Origin of the sequence: Helicobacter sp. MIT 05-5294 (genome assembly GCF_000765675.1) — a bacterium.
Lineage (GTDB): Bacteria > Campylobacterota > Campylobacteria > Campylobacterales > Helicobacteraceae > Helicobacter_D.
Map to the genome: position 1 here is coordinate 49,944 of NZ_JRPA02000001.1, position 16,299 is coordinate 66,242.

At 39.9% G+C, this 16,299-nt stretch carries 16 protein-coding genes and 4 tRNA genes; 10 read left to right on the top strand and 10 right to left on the bottom strand.

Annotated features, from left to right (window positions below):
* The first annotated feature begins 12 nt into the window (after positions 1–12).
* From LS69_RS00250 to LS69_RS00260, 3 genes are all read left to right on the top strand, one after another.
* Positions 13–1,281, top strand: coding sequence for a glucose-6-phosphate isomerase (locus LS69_RS00250; protein ID WP_138121392.1), 1,269 nt, complete (start codon positions 13–15; stop codon positions 1,279–1,281).
* 87 nt (positions 1,282–1,368) lie between these two features.
* Positions 1,369–2,376, top strand: coding sequence for a phosphate acetyltransferase (gene pta / locus LS69_RS00255; RefSeq protein WP_138121393.1), 1,008 nt, complete (start codon positions 1,369–1,371; stop codon positions 2,374–2,376).
* Between the two features lie 3 nt (positions 2,377–2,379).
* Entirely contained in the window at positions 2,380–3,591 is a 1,212-nt protein-coding gene (locus LS69_RS00260; protein ID WP_138121394.1) for an acetate kinase, read from the top strand.
* Positions 3,592–3,865: 274 nt separating this feature from the next.
* Here the strand turns inward: LS69_RS00260 and LS69_RS00265 are convergent, their stop codons facing one another.
* The 5 genes from LS69_RS00265 to ppk2 form a co-directional block, all read right to left on the bottom strand.
* A complete protein-coding gene (locus tag LS69_RS00265) occupies positions 3,866–4,306 on the bottom strand; it encodes a cytochrome c (RefSeq protein WP_138121395.1) in 441 nt (146 codons plus the stop codon).
* Positions 4,303–5,982, bottom strand: a complete 1,680-nt coding sequence (locus LS69_RS00270; protein WP_138121396.1) for an FAD-binding oxidoreductase — start codon at positions 5,980–5,982, stop codon at positions 4,303–4,305. The genes LS69_RS00265 and LS69_RS00270 overlap by 4 nt, the downstream gene beginning before the upstream one ends.
* Positions 5,979–6,362 carry a transcriptional initiation protein Tat gene (locus LS69_RS00275; RefSeq protein WP_138121397.1) on the bottom strand — a complete coding sequence of 128 codons (384 nt, stop codon included), beginning with the start codon at positions 6,360–6,362 and terminating at the stop codon, positions 5,979–5,981. The genes LS69_RS00270 and LS69_RS00275 overlap by 4 nt, the downstream gene beginning before the upstream one ends.
* A 156-nt stretch (positions 6,363–6,518) precedes the next feature.
* Positions 6,519–6,707 carry a hypothetical protein gene (locus LS69_RS00280; protein WP_138121398.1) on the bottom strand — a complete coding sequence of 63 codons (189 nt, stop codon included), beginning with the start codon at positions 6,705–6,707 and terminating at the stop codon, positions 6,519–6,521.
* Between the two features lie 130 nt (positions 6,708–6,837).
* On the bottom strand, positions 6,838–7,737 hold the full coding sequence (gene ppk2 / locus LS69_RS00285) for a polyphosphate kinase 2 (protein WP_138121399.1): 900 nt from the start codon (positions 7,735–7,737) through the stop codon (positions 6,838–6,840).
* 84 nt (positions 7,738–7,821) lie between these two features.
* Here ppk2 and LS69_RS00290 point away from each other — a divergent pair, with 84 nt between their 5' ends.
* The 5 genes from LS69_RS00290 (at position 7,822) to LS69_RS00310 (ending at position 9,387) form a co-directional block, all read left to right on the top strand.
* Entirely contained in the window at positions 7,822–8,991 is a 1,170-nt protein-coding gene (locus LS69_RS00290) for a CinA family protein (protein ID WP_138121400.1), read from the top strand.
* 43 nt (positions 8,992–9,034) lie between these two features.
* A tRNA-Lys gene (locus LS69_RS00295) sits at positions 9,035–9,110 on the top strand.
* Positions 9,111–9,124: 14 nt separating this feature from the next.
* A tRNA-Glu gene (locus tag LS69_RS00300) sits at positions 9,125–9,199 on the top strand.
* A gap of 24 nt (positions 9,200–9,223) precedes the next feature.
* A tRNA-Val gene (locus tag LS69_RS00305) sits at positions 9,224–9,299 on the top strand.
* Positions 9,300–9,310: 11 nt separating this feature from the next.
* Positions 9,311–9,387, top strand: a tRNA-Asp gene (locus LS69_RS00310).
* 171 nt (positions 9,388–9,558) lie between these two features.
* Here LS69_RS00310 and LS69_RS10220 read toward each other — a convergent pair.
* Positions 9,559–9,696 carry a hypothetical protein gene (locus tag LS69_RS10220; protein WP_194145349.1) on the bottom strand — a complete coding sequence of 46 codons (138 nt, stop codon included), beginning with the start codon at positions 9,694–9,696 and terminating at the stop codon, positions 9,559–9,561.
* Between the two features lie 318 nt (positions 9,697–10,014).
* Between LS69_RS10220 and LS69_RS00315 the strand changes: the two genes are divergently transcribed.
* Complete coding sequence (locus tag LS69_RS00315; RefSeq protein WP_138121401.1) at positions 10,015–11,103, top strand: hypothetical protein; 1,089 nt, start codon at positions 10,015–10,017, stop codon at positions 11,101–11,103.
* 40 nt (positions 11,104–11,143) lie between these two features.
* Here LS69_RS00315 and LS69_RS00320 read toward each other — a convergent pair whose 3' ends face one another.
* The 4 genes from LS69_RS00320 to mraY form a co-directional block, all read right to left on the bottom strand.
* The gene (locus LS69_RS00320; protein ID WP_138121402.1) at positions 11,144–11,419 is read right to left on the bottom strand and encodes a hypothetical protein; all 276 of its coding nucleotides are present in this window, start codon (positions 11,417–11,419) and stop codon (positions 11,144–11,146) included.
* Positions 11,420–11,627: 208 nt separating this feature from the next.
* The gene (locus LS69_RS00325) at positions 11,628–12,191 is read right to left on the bottom strand and encodes a hypothetical protein (RefSeq protein ID WP_138121403.1); all 564 of its coding nucleotides are present in this window, start codon (positions 12,189–12,191) and stop codon (positions 11,628–11,630) included.
* Between the two features lie 106 nt (positions 12,192–12,297).
* Positions 12,298–13,605 carry a UDP-N-acetylmuramoyl-L-alanine--D-glutamate ligase gene (gene murD / locus LS69_RS00330; RefSeq protein ID WP_138121404.1) on the bottom strand — a complete coding sequence of 436 codons (1,308 nt, stop codon included), beginning with the start codon at positions 13,603–13,605 and terminating at the stop codon, positions 12,298–12,300.
* 9 nt (positions 13,606–13,614) lie between these two features.
* Positions 13,615–14,673: a phospho-N-acetylmuramoyl-pentapeptide-transferase gene (gene mraY / locus LS69_RS00335; protein ID WP_138121405.1), complete on the bottom strand. Its 1,059-nt coding sequence runs from the start codon at positions 14,671–14,673 to the stop codon at positions 13,615–13,617.
* An 82-nt stretch (positions 14,674–14,755) separates the two neighbouring features.
* On the opposite strand from mraY, the gene gpmI reads away from it, so the two are divergent.
* Complete coding sequence (gpmI, locus tag LS69_RS00340) at positions 14,756–16,231, top strand: 2,3-bisphosphoglycerate-independent phosphoglycerate mutase (RefSeq protein WP_138121406.1); 1,476 nt, start codon at positions 14,756–14,758, stop codon at positions 16,229–16,231.
* The last annotated feature ends 68 nt before the right edge of the window (positions 16,232–16,299 follow it).

Sequence of the window (16,299 nt, forward strand, 5' to 3'; positions counted from 1 at the left end):
GGAATCTCTGCTATGCTTACTTTGACAAATACTTATGTGCGTTTTTTGCAAAACTATCCTAATTTTTTTGATAAGAAAAATTTGGATTTGTTTTTCCAAAAAGTCCTTGTAGAGCGTGATAGTCAGCTTAGCGGATATTATGATCTTCCTTTTGCCAAAAACGAAGCGATTTTTAGTTATTTAAAACGCAACAAAGCCTTTTTGGATTCTATCTCTAATGTCGTGATTGTAGGGATTGGCGGTAGCTCACTTGGGACAAAAGCTATTGACGCACTGCTGTCCCACCAAAACAATCGCAAAAAAATCAAATTGCGATTCTTGGAACACACAGACCCGATTATTATTCGGAAAGACTTGCAGAGAATCAAATATGAAGATACGCTTTTTATTGTGATTTCAAAATCCGGACTTACGATTGAAACCACTTCGCTTTTTAAGTATATTTTAGCGCGTTTTTCTCTGCTTAAACCAGAGCGCAAAAAACACTTGCTAACCATTACTGATGAGGGTTCACCACTTTTTAAATGGAGCCAAGAAGAGCGTATAGAATCTGTAACAATTAAACCTAATATCGGAGGGCGATTCTCGGTTTTAAGTGCGGTAGGATTGTTGCCTTTGGCGATTTTGGGCTATGATATTGGGGCGATTTTAAAGGGAGCAAGTATCATTAGCAACAGATTTTTTAAAGAGCGCAAAGACAATGTGCTGAAAAAAGCCTTGTTTTTGGCAAGAAATGAAAACAACTTCCCAATTAATGTATTGTTTTCTTATTCTAGTGTGTTTCGTCATTTTAATGCTTGGTATGTGCAGTTATGGGGAGAATCTTTGGGTAAATTAGATATGTATGAGCAAAAACGCGGTTTAACGCCTATCGCGCTTATTGGAAGTATTGACCAGCATTCTTTTTTGCAACTTATTATGCAAGGACCAGCGAATAAAACCGTAACCTTCCTAAGTGTGAAGAATCTCTCGCAAAAGCCCCTTTATATCCCAAATGTGAAGCTAAAAGGTTTGGAATCTACGGATTTTGTCAATCAAACTTCATTTAACCAGCTCCTCAAATTGCAATGTATTTCAACAAAAGAAAGCATTATCTCGCAAAATGTGCCGGTGGATTCTATTGTGCTAGATTCGCTAAATGAACAAAATGTGGGCGCACTCGTGCTTTATTATGAATTGCTGACTTCTTGCGTCGGAATTTTGTTGCAAATTGACACTTACAATCAGCCCGGTGTAGAGTTTGGTAAAAAAATATTAAGGGAAAAATTTACACACTCTTAAAATTTTTTTTACCTTTTTTATCTAGTTTATACATTACTTAGCCTAAAAAATCTTACAATAGATAAAATCAACTCAAAAAGGATTCCTATGGGTTTTATTCAAACAATCAAAGAAAAGGCTAAGGCGAATTTGCAAACCATCGTCCTGCCAGAAACAAATGATATGCGCACTTTGGAAGCCGCTCATATTGCACTACAAGAAAAAATCGCCAAAATCATCTTGCTTGGTGAAGAATCCGAAATCAAACAACGCGCCAAAAGCCACAATTTGGACTTAGAAAATGCAGAATTTATCAATCCAGCAAGTTGCGATGCATTAGAATCCTATGTGGAATTGTTTGTCAAGCTTCGCGCACATAAGGGTTTAAGCGAAAAATCCGCACGCGCACTTTTGCTTGAAAATCCGCTTTATTTTGGTGTCGCACTTGTCAAGTCAAAAAGGGCAAATGGTATGGTGGCAGGAGCGATAAACTCCACTTCTGATGTGCTTCGCGCCTCATTGCAGATTTTAGGTACAAGAGCGGATTCTAAACTAGTCTCTGCGTTTTTCTTAATGGTCGTCCCAAATTGTGCTTATGGCGAGAATGGAATCTTTATCTTCTCTGATAGCGGTTTGGTGCAGAATCCCAATGCGCAAGAACTCGCTTCTATTGCGATAGATTCCGCTAAGAGTTTTGAAGCACTAGTCGGTAAAAAGGCAGTTGTCGCAATGCTTTCGCATTCCACTAAGGGAAGCGCGAAACACCCCGATGTGGATAAAGTGATAGAAGCTACGAGAATCGCCAAAGCACAAGCACCCGAGATTGCTTTAGACGGAGAATTTCAACTTGATGCTGCGATTGTCCCAAGTATCGGGAAATCCAAAGCACCCGATAGTCAGATTGCAGGAAGTGCTAATGTGCTTGTTTTCCCGGATTTGGACGCGGGGAATATCGGATATAAACTTGTTCAAAGACTTGCTAATGCAGAAGCTTATGGACCTATCACGCAAGGAATCGGAGGGGCTGTCAATGATCTCTCTCGCGGTTGTAGCAGTGAAGATATTGTCGGCGTGATTGCGATTACAGCTCTTCAAGCTCAACAAAATAAGGAGTAAATTATGGATATTTTAGTTATTAATTGTGGTAGCTCTTCGCTCAAATATCAACTTATCAATACCAATACAGAGGAAGTGTTAGCGTCGGGTTTATGCGATAGAATCGGCATTGATGGCGGACAATTTAGCTATAAACCAAATAAAGGTGAAAAAACAACAACCAATGTCGCGATGAAAGACCACGAAGTCGCGATTCAGCTCGTGCTTGAAGCACTTGTTAATCCCAATGATGGAATCATTAAGTCTTTGGAAGAAATTAAAGCCATTGGACATAGAATCGTGCATGGTGGGGAGCATTTTACGCATTCAGCATTAATTAACGAAGAAGTCATTTCACATATTGAAGAATGCTCGGATTTAGCACCTTTGCACAATCCCGCGCATTTACTAGGAATCAAAGCCTGTAAGCATTTAATGCCCAAAACTCCTATGGTAGCGGTTTTTGATACAGCATTTCACCAAAGTATGCCTCCACACGCTTATATTTATGGTTTGCCTTATGAGTATTACGAAAAATACAAAATCCGTCGCTATGGATTCCATGGCACAAGCCATAGTTATGTTTCCAAGCGCACTGCGGAGTTTTTGGGAATTAACCTGGAAGATTCCAGAATCATTACTTGCCATTTAGGCAATGGTTCAAGTATTTGCGCGGTTAAAAATGGCAAAAGCATTGATACAAGTATGGGTTTAACCCCGCTAGAGGGCTTGGTAATGGGAACGCGTAGCGGAGATTTAGACCCTGCGATTATTGATTATATCGCCCAAAAAGAAAACCTAAGCACAAAAGAAGTGTTAAATATCCTTAACAAAAAATCCGGGGTGCTTGGAATCTCTGGAATTTCTAGCGACTTTAGAGATTTACTCGCCGCCGATGAAGAGGGGAATCTCAAGGCGCGTTTTGCAAGAGAAGTTTTCGCTTATCGTGTGGCAAAATACATCGGCTCTTACACTGCGGCATTGGTGGGCGTCGATGCGATTGCGTTTTGTGCGGGTGTGGGAGAAAATGCTAAATTTATTCGCGGCAAGATTGTTTCGCATTTACATTTCTTAGGAATTAACCTTGATGAACAAGCAAACCTTGAAACCGTCGGCAAAGAGGGCATTATCTCCACTCCTGATTCTAAAGTCAAAGTCTGCGTAATCCCAACCAATGAAGAATTAATGATTGCTAGAGACACACGCGAAATCGTCTTAAAAGCACAAGAACATTAGGGATTCTACTTATTTTGCATTTCCTCGCGGTTGCGGGGAGTGGCGAATCTAATATCAATATCTCATTAGCTTAGTTGGCATATTCTTTGTAATGGTGTAAGAATCTTAAAAGCCATAAAAAGAATCCCAAGTGTAATGCAGTAGCAACTTATTTTAAAGCTTTCCTTGCAAGATTCCATATTATGGAATCTTAACAAGCGTGTAGTTATAAAATCCAAAATCCTAGACTTTTAAAAAGCTTTGCAAAGGACATCTAGGCGCAAAGCCTAAATGTTTATTTTGCGTTGCGACTTAGGTAATCGCCTAAAAATTTTAGTTCCTCATCATTAATCTCTGTTTTGCGAAAGAAAGGCATAGAGTGTTTCCCATAGCGCACAAAGGTGCTTACCAAATCCGCGCTTAAGTCTGTCCTTTCCTCTATGAGTGCAGGAATCCCTAATCCCTGATAAGCGACTGCTAAAGCATTTGTGCCGGGCATTCCCTCTCCATGGCAAGGTAAGCACCATTTGCTATAAACTTGTTGCCCTTTTTTCTGTGAGTTTGTGAGTGTTTTGGGATTGATAGTAGAATGCGCCGCAGGAGAGTTTGGCGTATTTGGCATATATTCAAACACGCCCACGCTTTGTCCTTTGGGTAGCCATTCTTTGGAATCCGCATTTGCTATGCCAAAGCCTAACAACATAAGTGCTAAGAATGAAAGGATATTTTGCTTCATACTCTTCTCCCTAATTTTAGATTTTTGAGCGCGAGTGCGTCAAGTTTTTTGTTGGCAAACCTTTGTTCTCTCGCGTTTTTAGGATAGATTCCACCGCGTCCGGGAGCAAGGATTCCATTGGGGTCTACACAATCCTTAAGTTGCTCGTTAAAGCGACGCAATGCGTGATTGTTGAAAGAATACGCGTCCATCACATCATCTTGAAAAGTCGGTGCTGCGCGATAATCTCCCCAACCATTTTCCGCCGCTACCTTTACCATTGTGCGGTAAGCGTGGCGCATTTTGAGGTTGGATTGTCGGTCGGTGCGTGAGTTGTTGAACGCCAACATAAAGCAAAATGCGCGATACATCCAACTCCTTGGGTGTGCAAAAGGTGTGATAGGGGATTCTATACCCAAATCGCGGAAGACTTGAATATAAACATCTTGACACTTCAACAATTCCTTGCCATCACGCGGAATCACAGGTGAGAACCAAACATGCCCATCGCTAGGCTCTAAGGATTCTCCGCGTGTGCTAAGCCAAAAGATTTCCATATTTGGAATCCCTAAGCTGACTTTGTGCTTGAGCGCGGTTTTTTGCTCTAAATTCATCGGCAAGGCAAATTCTTGAATAATATCAATCTTGGCGTCTTTGATGACTTTAAATCGTTCTTGCACATAGTGCATATTCGCATAACAAGTTTCTTTGCAGCCATAAATTGGAATATCAATTTGCCAATACGGAATCTCGTTTTTGATTGCGTAATTTTGGATTTTGTTCAAATCCGGCATTCCGTGCTTAGAAGTGAGATAGCCTTTAAGCTCGGGATTCATGGCTTTACCATGTGGCGGATTGAGCGGACTACGATAGAGGGGCCACCCGACGATAAAACTATCTTCTAAATAGTTTAGAATCTCTACAGCTGGAATCAAATCTTCGCGCCTTTTCATTTTGAGCGACAAAAGCAAATAATATTCGGGTTTTGGCATCATCCAAAAGCCCATTTTGGTTACGATTCCAAAGTTGGATTGCGAAAACAACCCATCAATATAAGGTCCATAACCATATTTGTTTTCGGCAAATGTTTTAGCTCCGGGTAATGCACCCATTCCGGTGCGCAAAATCTCACCATTTGCAAGGACGACTTCCATTCCGCAATGTGAGCCAAAATGGTCTCTATACATTCCCATTGTGTATCCCCAACCATGATCTAGTGCGTTGCCCACAGGAGAACCCCAACCCGGGTCAGGAATATCCAAAAAGACATTGAGATTGTGTTTTTCTACATATTCATACAAATCAAAATAGCTCACGCCGGGTTCTACAATGCAGAAATTGCGTTTGTCATCTACTGCAATGATTTTATTCATTCGTTTTAAATCCACGACCACATCTCCCCTGCGGTTTGGTGCAGAGCTTCCATAGCCAAGATTCTTGCCCGTAGAAATAGGGAAAAGCGGAATCTTAAATTCATTGGCAATTTTTACAATAGCTTGAACTTCTTGTGTGTTTTTGGGTGCTAATGCAAGAGAGGGAATCGGCTCATCTTCATCGTCCCATTGCGCACTATATGCGTCTCTATATAATGCTAAATCTGCTTCATCGCTAAAAACCCATTGTTTGCCGATAGCTTTTTGAAATTTGTTACACGCAGCAATAAAATCTGCTTCTTTGACATTGAGAGGTAGAATCATAATGCAACTCCTTTTGGTGCGAGAATCCAAGTGCGCACATTGTTGGACTTCGCGCTATAAGCAACGCGTAATCCATAATCTGCCGCCATTGTGCTAAGGACAAAAAATGTCGCCTCACTACTGATACTTCCAATGATTGCGCCACTTTGTAGGGCGAGTTTTAAATCGCCATAAATTGCGCGAATATCGCCATTGACTTCTAAAATCTTGTCTGCTTGTAGGTTGCCTAAATCTACATTGCACATAGAATCCTTGATAAAATATGTGAATCTAAGATTTTCTTGTTGCGGAAACTCTAGCATTTTTGCGTCTAAATTTGAGATTCCAAAGGCAACGACAGCCGAGCTTTTTAGAAAATTTCTGCGAGAAATTTCTGACATAACCGCTCCTTATTGAAACTAAAATAGAGCAAAGAGTTAAAAAAAATTTAACTAAATGCAAAAGAATTATAAAACTTAAATCTTAAAAATAAATTATTGACTTGGGAGGGACTATCACTAGGATTGCCTGAAATACAGAATTTTAGATTGCTAAGGCTAATGGCTAGGATTCTGCATAAGCTTGATGATGAGAATAGAATCGTAAATTTTGGAATCTTGTGTAGTTTCGGATTTAAAATCAAAGTAGGTAGAATCTGTTGGATTCCTTGTAATACGCAGTATAATGCGTAAGTTGGCGCAATGGTATGCAGTGCGGGATTTCATGTTAGTGGATTTGGATTCCATATTAGAATCCCACACAAGCAAACTTGCTAAAGTTTATTGCATAATGCAAATGAAATGCGATTCTATTAAGAATCCCATAGTGCCAAACCCACCGCATATTAGCGACATTGTGGCGGGTTGGTGGCAAAATTTATTTTTTCTCTTTCTTTTTGTCCTTATCTTTTTCTTTTTCTTTCTTCTTCTCTTTTTTGCCAATTTCATCGGTGCGTTCTTTAGAAAATGCGCGCACACTAGAATAATAGCTCACAATGCCCGGGTCAGCTAACAAACACACATTTTCCGCGTCTTTGTCCTCATAGTCAAGTTTAGAAAGCAAGATTCTAGCTAGATTAATCCGTGCGCGTTTTTTGTCGTTAGAGTCCACAATAAGCCAAGGCGAAAAAGGCGTATGGGTGCGTGAAAACATTTTTTCAAACGCTTCAGTGTATTCGTCCCAAAGATTCAATGATAGCTCATCAATCGGGCTTAGTTTCCAACGCTTTAATGGCTCATCTTTACGGCTTTCAATGCGTTTTTTCTGCTCCTCTTTCCCAACATCTAAGAAGAATTTAAACAAAATATATCCGCTTTCAATGAGCATTTGCTCTAAGTGAGAGACTTGGATAATAAATTCGCGGTATTGTTCGTTGGTGCAGAAGCTCATTACCTTTTCAACGCCTGCGCGATTATACCAACTGCGGTCAAAAAACACGATTTCACCGCCATTTGGCAACTCATCAATATATCTTTGAAAATACCATTGGGTGTTTTCTACATCACTTGGCTTTTGTAGCGCAACAACTCTCGCGCCTCGTGGGTTAAGGTGTTCGCGCAATGCCTTGATAGTCCCACCTTTACCCGCTGCATCGCGTCCTTCTAGGATAACAATGATTTTTTTATTGTATTTTTTTACCCAATTTTGCAATTTGATAAGCTCAATTTGCAATTTTACGATTTCTTTTTCGTAAAATTTTTTATTTAATTTGCCTTTCCCGTTATAGACTTCTCCGGGTTTTTCGTCCTCTGGACGCACAACTAAAACTTTACTCATATTTACCTCCAAAATAAGCTTTAAAATAGCTAAAATATTTTACCATTAAAGCATTAAAAATTACAAGTAAGAAAAGGCAAGATTTTGAATATTTTATTTTGTATAGGTAGAAATTACCGCGATTTTAGTCCTTTAAATCACAGCGCACAAAGGTTCGCAAAAGAGCATTTTGGGGCGATTCATCAAATGAGTTTTTGGGATTCTCTCTCATCATCAAACCGCAATTACGAAATGTTGTTAGAATCTTTAAAATTTAGTATTCAACAAGCTTCAAATTTGCTAATTCTTGCCTCTTATCAAGATTTTGATGATTTGCTAGAGGTGATGAAAAACAATATGGGCGTGGAATCTCGCGCGAAGAATCTTGTGAGCCAAAGCAGGATTGAATTGACACACCAAACACAAAATAAAATTTGCAAGATTGCGCTAGTAGATTTGCAGAGAGTTTTTGCCGATAAAATGGAATCGCAAATGCACCTAAAGCCTTGCGCGGATTCCAAAATAAGCGTGGAATCGCCAATGAGAGCGGAATCTTATGTGACACCATTGCAAGGCGTGGCGCAAAATCAAATGTTTTTGTATCTTTTGGGGCTAGATGGTTCAAGCGCACAGGCATTGCTTGGCGGAATCGCAAGAGATTTTGAAGTGGATTTGGAGGTTTTAAATGCGGATTCTAATTTGGAGATTCTAACGGCTTCAAGTGAGGATTATTCGGCATTATGTGAGTTTGCAAAAGTCGTTCAAGCCACCTTTGTAGATAAAGTTTTTGCGAGTTTTAATCTCGCCCAAAGTGTGATTGAAATGCTTACACAAAAAGGGCTAAAAATCACGACTGCGGAGAGTTGCACAGGTGGGCTAATCGCGTATTATTTGACGAAAGAGAGTGGAGCAAGTGCGGTGTTTGATGGTGGTGTGATTAGTTATGCTAATGCTATTAAGGAGGCTTGGCTTGAAGTCGGGAGTGAGGATTTGGAAGATTTTGGGGCAGTGAGTGAAGTCGTGGTGCGCGGTATGTTGGAAGGAGCATTGAAACTCTCTGGGGCAGATTTTGCCCTTGCGACAAGTGGAATCGCAGGACCAAGCGGAGGAAGTGCAACAAAGCCTGTGGGAATGGTTTTTGTTGGTGCAAAGAGCAGAAAAGGCGCGGAGATTATTGAATGTTTGCATTTTAAGGGCGATAGAAATTTTATCCAAGAACAAGCAACGCTTTATGCCTATTTGCTTTTTTTGCGAATTTTTTTGATAGACTATTGACTTTATAAAAAAATCTCTATATAATTCCATTTCCTTATTTTTTGACCCGCTAGCTCAGTTGGTAGAGCAATTCCCTTTTAAGGAATGGGCCGTTGGTTCGAATCCAACGCGGGTCACCACGATAAATAAAAGTGGCTCCTTCATCTAACGGTTAGGATACCACCCTTTCACGGTGGCTACAGGGGTTCGAATCCCCTAGGAGTCACCACTTTTATTTAGTCTTTCCCTAAATGGTCGCTTAGCTCAGTTGGTAGAGCGCCACCCTTACAAGGTGGATGTCATAAGTTCGAGTCTTATAGCGACCACCACTTATTATGTTGGAGCGGTAGTTCAGTTGGTTAGAATACCTGCCTGTCACGCAGGGGGTCGCGGGTTCGAGCCCCGTCCGCTCCGCCACTTCCTTTTAAAAGTCCATTTTTATATTTCATTAGGCTTTGAAACATTGATGCGCATCAATAAACTTCATCGCGCATTAACATTTAGGATTCCGCCCATTTCCTCACTCCTGCACAATCTATGATTCTATAGCAATGTATAACCAAACCAGCTTAAAGTTTGACAAATATCTTACCTCAAAAGTAAGAAGTCAAAGCTTAGAATCGCGCTTTGGATTCTGTTGCAAATATTTCTAAAGCTAAAGAAAATCGCAACGCGCTTTTTAGGATTCCTAGCAACAGCTAAAGAGACAAAGTCTAAAATTTGCATTGCACTTGTGATGAATCCCGCGCATTCCCACAAAAACAAGGAGCGGAATCTTGAGCGGATTTGCGTTTATTTAATCTTTTTATACTTTCACCATACTTCCGCGCACTGCTTTAAAGCATATTTTCAAGAAAAAATCTAAGCTTTGCTAGAAATCATCAAGCCTCTTATAAAGGACTTTGGCGTTGTTTGTAAAAGTGCTTTTAGAGAAATTGTGGCAGAGGGTTGGCAAATGCACATTTAAGAATTGGCACAAGATTTGCTTATAAATTTGCATTACAGGGAGTAGAAATTTGTTAGGAAACAAGCAAAAGGCAAATAATGCTTATTTTGGATTCTTTCCCAAACCTCCAATCTTACAAATCCCAACTTTACGCGAATCCAACCCATAATCTCTCGCAAAAATCACCAAACTTTTATCCCTCTAAAGATTCCTTTGAATCCCTTGCAATGACACAAAATCCGAGCAAAATAACAGAAAATAATCCTCTTATGGATTGGTTTTTACAAACGCTATTTATCCCGCATTCTTCTTTGAATCCAACAATCACCAACCAAACAAAGGCTTTAAAGGATTCAGAAATTAGCGCAAACCTGCTCACTAGCGCACTCTCAAATAAAAGGAATCCCCTTAGCTCAAATCTCCAAATTACGCATTTTGACGATGAAAAAATATTGCAAGAAATTGCCAAATTGGCTTTGGGTTATTATCGGGATTGGCGCGAGGATTTGGCAGATAGGGAATCGCAAATTTATCAAGGATTTGCAAACACGATTGAAGCGCGATTCAAATCAAAAGTGCATTGTAAAATCACCCAACAAGAAGCAGAGGAATCCCAAAAATTTATTTTTGAACAAATGGACGCAATGGTGCAGAATCTCTATCAAGAAAATCCCGAAATATTCTTAACATTTGGCAATCCCCAAACCAACAACCCAAAGAATCCAAACAACGAAAAACTTTCAATCCTTTTGTGCGAATATGGTGCGAGAGTGGAATCCCAACTCCTAGAAAATCAGTTTGCGACTTATCTTGCAGGGATTCCGATGAAGATAAAGGATTCCGCGCAAAATGGGCAAATAGAGACAGAAATTTTAAGACAAATAGAAGAAAGAATTAATCTTTATAGAATCCACAAAATGAAAACTTGCGGATATGGGTTTTTTGCGTATACTTTAGAGAACCTCCCGCAAGAAACGCAAGAAAGAATCACAGAGGCAATCACACAAGTGTTATTGTTTTATGCCCAACCCAATATAATGGAGGTTAGCAATTACAAAATTTCGTGGAATCCCTATGAGAGTATTTGCGATTCTTATCTGACAATAGACACTCTTTTCTCCCCTGCAAACCGCGCGGAGATTGGGATTACATTTCAGATTTTAATTGTATTTCCAACCAAATTTTAAAACGAGCCAAATTTAAAAACAAGTTGGAATCCAAAATCCCTTAGGAGATTTTTTCAATACGGCTAGTTTCTCCGACAAGCTTTAGATTCTGCCCATGAAAGTCAAGGGATTTTTGCATTTGGTAGCTACAAGTTGTTGCAATGCTACTTTGCATACCCTCATCATTACCTGCCGCCCTTTCATAAACCTGCAAGACAACTTGCATAGTATTATTATCCAAAACCTCTTCCCTATAAGCATACACGAAGTTTTGTGTGATGAGTGTAAAGCCACGAATATCAGGGGTTTCCTTATCAAAATATTCTTGATAAACCATTCCATTATCTAGCGTGATTTTTCCGCTCTCCTTGCCGATTTGGAGATTCCAATAGCTTTGAATTACATTGGCGTGCTTGAAGATTAGGTTCTGTTCTCTTTCGTTTAGTTCTGTTTCGAACTCCGAAAAAACGAGTTAATCCAAACGAGCGCGTCATTTGCTGCTGCTTTAAAGTTTGCTGCACTTTTGCCGACTGCTTGTGCGCGGTCTAAAAACAAATCACTTTTTGTTCTATGGTATGGGGTAGGAGACAAGCAAGTAATTCTGCCTTATTGGTCAAATCGCCTTTAAGCGTTTGCATTGTGGAATCAAAATGGACAAATTGCTCTTTGAGATTGAGCAAAAAATGCAATTTAGAATCACTAGGGTCTTGGATTGTCGCATAGAGCTCCTCTAGTTTTTCACTCATTGGCTCACTTAACGCGGAAATGCTATGCGGATAGCTAAGAGGATTTAGCTCATCTTGGGAGAGTGTGGCTTGTGAAATGGGCTTTAAAAACTCTGTTTTATGCGTCCATGCGAGGGATTTTAAATCTTCTGTTGGCGTTTGGGATTCCACACCTAAGACGAGCGATAAATCGGGTGTTATTTCGTTTAACGCAATCAGAGATTCTGCGTCTTTTTGCGTTGGGTTTTGGTTGAGTGCGAGAAGCATATCAAAATCGCTTTGAGGATTAGAATCTGATTGAAAAGCATTGCTAGAAGTGTAATTTTGGGTTGTAGAAGCTACGAAATTGGAGCTTCGGGACAAGAAATTTTGAGATAAAAACATAGGAATTCCTTTAGTTCTAGCTTTTAAGAATAAAGCAAAAAAGATTCCAAAATGCCATTATAGAATCCTAACCTACAATACTTACTCTTTGGGATTCTCTATTGCATTAAGAATCACGTAATGCGTAAGCTTTGAATTTCTCGCCCCTTTCTTTGTAAGAGCTAAATTGGTCTAAACTCGCTGCTGCTGGGGAGAGAAGTGCTATCGTGTTGGTGGAATCTTGAGAGGTTTGGGAGCTTTGCACTTTGGAATCTAAAAGATTCTTGTTTGCAAAAACTTCTTGAATCTTTTTCACAGCAACTTCTAGCGTATAACAAGCATTACAAGGAGTGTTGCTTGTTTTTGCGAGATTGCAGAGTTTATCGGTATTGCTTCCAATGGCAAAAATCTCTATTTTGCATTGCGCAATCAGTTTAAAAAGAGGCGTTAAATCTGCGCCTTTGTCGTCCCCTCCAAGAATCAACAAGATTTGCGAGTTTTGGTAACGCTTAATCGCTTCCATTGTCGCGTCAAGATTTGTTCCTTTGCTATCATCTACCCAAAGATTCCCGCATTTATCATAAAATTCTTCAATTTTGTGTGCGCCGATTTTAAAAGCGTTTAAGAGTGCGTAATCTTGGGTAGAAAATAGAATCTCACACGCACTCATTGCAAGGGCTGCGTCTAACAAAAAGGGTTCTTTGAAACGAATAGAATCCAAATCTAGGTGAAAAATCTCCGCTAAGTCTTTGGAATCTTGATAAAAGATGAGATTCGCCCTAGATTGTTGGACAAATTCGTGCGATTCTAAGTTTTTTGGGAGAATCGCAACTTCTTTCTCGCGCAAAGAAAGAATCGGCTTGAGTTTGTCAGAAATATAATTTGCATAGCTTTCATGCCAACTAATATGGTCTTGCGTGATAGGCAAAAGCAAATACAAAATAGGCTTGGCGATTTGCGTGTAATGCAGTGTAAAAGAGCTTGTTTCTAGTATCCAAAGGGGAGATTTTGGGTCAAGTTTCTCTAGAGGAGTGCCGATATTTCCTCCGCTTTGTGCGCCGCGGGATTGCAATAAATGCGTGAGGATTTGCGTGGTTGTGGTTTTGCCATTTGTGCCACTAATCCACACAGAGGGCGGCATTTTGGATTGGAATGCGAAAAAATCATATTCACTTAAGAATAGCGTTTGTTTATGCGTTTCCATAAAGCAATAAACGGCTTGAATCATTGCATTATGAGGCGGAATCCCTGGGCTTGTAACAATCAAGGATTCTGGATTGTTTGCCAAAACTTCATTAATATGCGCACTTGGAAGCAAGGAGTTACCCAAAGAATCCTTGCTTTCTTGTTCAAAACTATCATCTAATACAATGCAAGGCGCAAATTTCTCTGCGATTGCGCGATTCGTCCCACCAAATCCTAAAAGTATCAACATAAGAATCCTTTATCGTATTTTCAAGCTTAAAAGTGCGATGAGGTTGCTCATTAGCGCGACAATCCAGAATCGGACGATGATTTTACTCTCGTTTAAGCCTTTTTCTTCAAAATGATGATGCAAAGGAGCCATTAAAAAAATCTTTTTGCCGCGTGTTTTGTAGCTTCCGATTTGCAAAATAACCGAAAGTGCCTCTACAACGAAAATAAAGCCAATTAAAAAAAGCAAAATTTCGTTTTTGGATACAATCGCCATATAGGCAATGAATCCGCCCAAACTTAAACTCCCGCTATCTCCCATAAAGACTTGCGCGGGGTGGCAATTATACCAAAGGAATCCAATGAGTGCGCCAATGAGTGCGGAGGAGAGAATCACGAGTTCTCCGCTATCTAAGACTTTAGGATACAAGAGGTATGCGCTCAATCCCGAATGTCCTGCGACATAAACAAAAGCTGTCAAGGAAGTAAGTGCATAGATAGAGGGAATCGCAACTAGTCCATCTAAGCCATCTGTGAGATTAACCGCGTTGCTTGTAGCGACAAAGACAAGCGTCCAAAATGCGATAGAAACGAAGCTCCAATCAAAAAGCGGATTCTTAAAAAAAGGTAAATAAAATTCTGAATTTAGCCCGATGAAATAAAGTCCAATGGACAAAATCAAGCTAATAAGAATCTGCAATAAAAATTTGGTTTTTGCACCCATTCCAGCATTTTTGCGTTGCATTACCTTAGAATAATCATCGCTGATTCCAAGCATTGCAAAGCCTAGCAGAGTAAGAATCCCAAGCAAAATATAGATGTGATTGAGCTTCGCACAAAGCAAAGTAGCCAACAAAGTTGTGCTAACAAAGACGATACCACCCATTGTGGGGGTATTTACCTTTTGTTGATGATTTTTAGGAGCAAACTTAGAGATAGGTTGGTTTGCGTGTTTGTTTCTCGCCCATAAAATATAATAAGGCATTATAAAAATGGTCAGAAAAAACGCGACAAAAAACGCGACAGCAGAACGCACGGTGATGTATTGGAACAAATTAATATCCCAAAAAGAATAGAGATAATACAACATAAGCCAAACTTACTAAATGAAATTTTAGGAAAAAATTGGGTAGGATTCTACCCAAAATAACTTTAAAAATGGGAAAATCTAAATGAAAGCTGTTTTGGTCATCACAGATGGAATCGGATATAGTCAAAAGCAAGAATACAACGCGTTTTTTGCCGCAAATAAGCCAACTTATGATAGGCTGTTTCAAGAAGTGCCTTTTGGAATGATTCATACCTATGGCTTGTCTGTTGGTTTGCCAGAGGGGCAAATGGGAAATTCTGAAGTGGGGCATATGAGCCTAGGAAGCGGAAGAATCCTCTATCAAGACCTTGTGAAAATCAACAAGGCAATAGAAGAAGGAACTTTGATGTCTAATCCCGCCTTGGATTCTCTTGTGGGAGTCAAGCGTGTGCATTTGGTTGGGTTGCTAAGTGATGGAGGGGTGCATTCACATATTGACCATATCTTGGCACTTGCTTTAGGATTGGAATCCCAATATGAAGTTTTATTGCATTTAATTACCGATGGACGCGATGTGCCGCCTAAGAGCGCACCGAAGTTTGTCGCAGAGGTAGAATCGCAAATAAAGGGCAAAAGGATTCGTATTGTAAGTCTTAGCGGACGCTATTACGCAATGGATAGGGACAATCGTTGGGAGCGCGTGGAGAGAGCTTATAATGTGATTGCCTTAGGAGAAAATGCCCAAAGCATTAGCCCACAAGAATATTTACAAAATCAATTTGCCAAAGAAATTTTTGATGAATTTATAGAACCTGCGAGTTTTGGGGATTCTGCAAATAATGGAATCCAACGCCAAGACGGCTTGATTTTTGTAAATTTTAGAAGCGATAGAGCAAGAGAAATCGTCCGTGCTTTGGGTGAGGCAGAATTTAGCGGTTTTGCGCGCAAACAATTTACTAAGATTCCGCTTGTTACGATGACGCCTTATGATAAAACCTTTTCTTTTCCGATTCTTTTCCCAAAAGAAAGTGTGCAAAACACTTTAGCCGAAGTGATTTCAAGGCATAATCTGCGACAATTTCACACTGCAGAGACTGAAAAATACGCGCATGTAACTTTCTTTTTTAATGGCGGGATTGAAGAGCCTTATCCTAACGAAACGCGACTTTTGGTGCCTTCACCAAAAGTTGCCACCTATGATTTGCAGCCTCAAATGAGTGCCAAAGAAGTAGGGGACGCGGTTTTAATGGCAATGGAGGAGGGCTATGATTTTGTCGTGGTGAATTTCGCTAATGGCGATATGGTGGGACATACTGGTAACTTTGAAGCAGCAATCAAAGCAGTAGAAGCAGTAGATAGTGAGCTTGGAAGGATCTATACAAAGGCAAAAGAAAAGAACTATGGGCTAATCATTACAAGCGATCATGGGAATTGCGAAGAAATGAAAAACGAGAAAGGCGAACCGCTTACGAACCACACTATCGGTGATGTATGGTGCTTTGTCGCGGCAAATGGGGTAGAAAAAGTGCAAAATGGCGGGTTAAACAATATCGCGCCGAGCATTTTAAAACTTATGGGAATTGCGATTCCAGATGAAATGGATAAACCACTTTTTTAGAGGAATTATTGCGCATTTAAACAAAAATATAAAAAATAATCGTATAATTGTAAGCAATTTTCAACTTA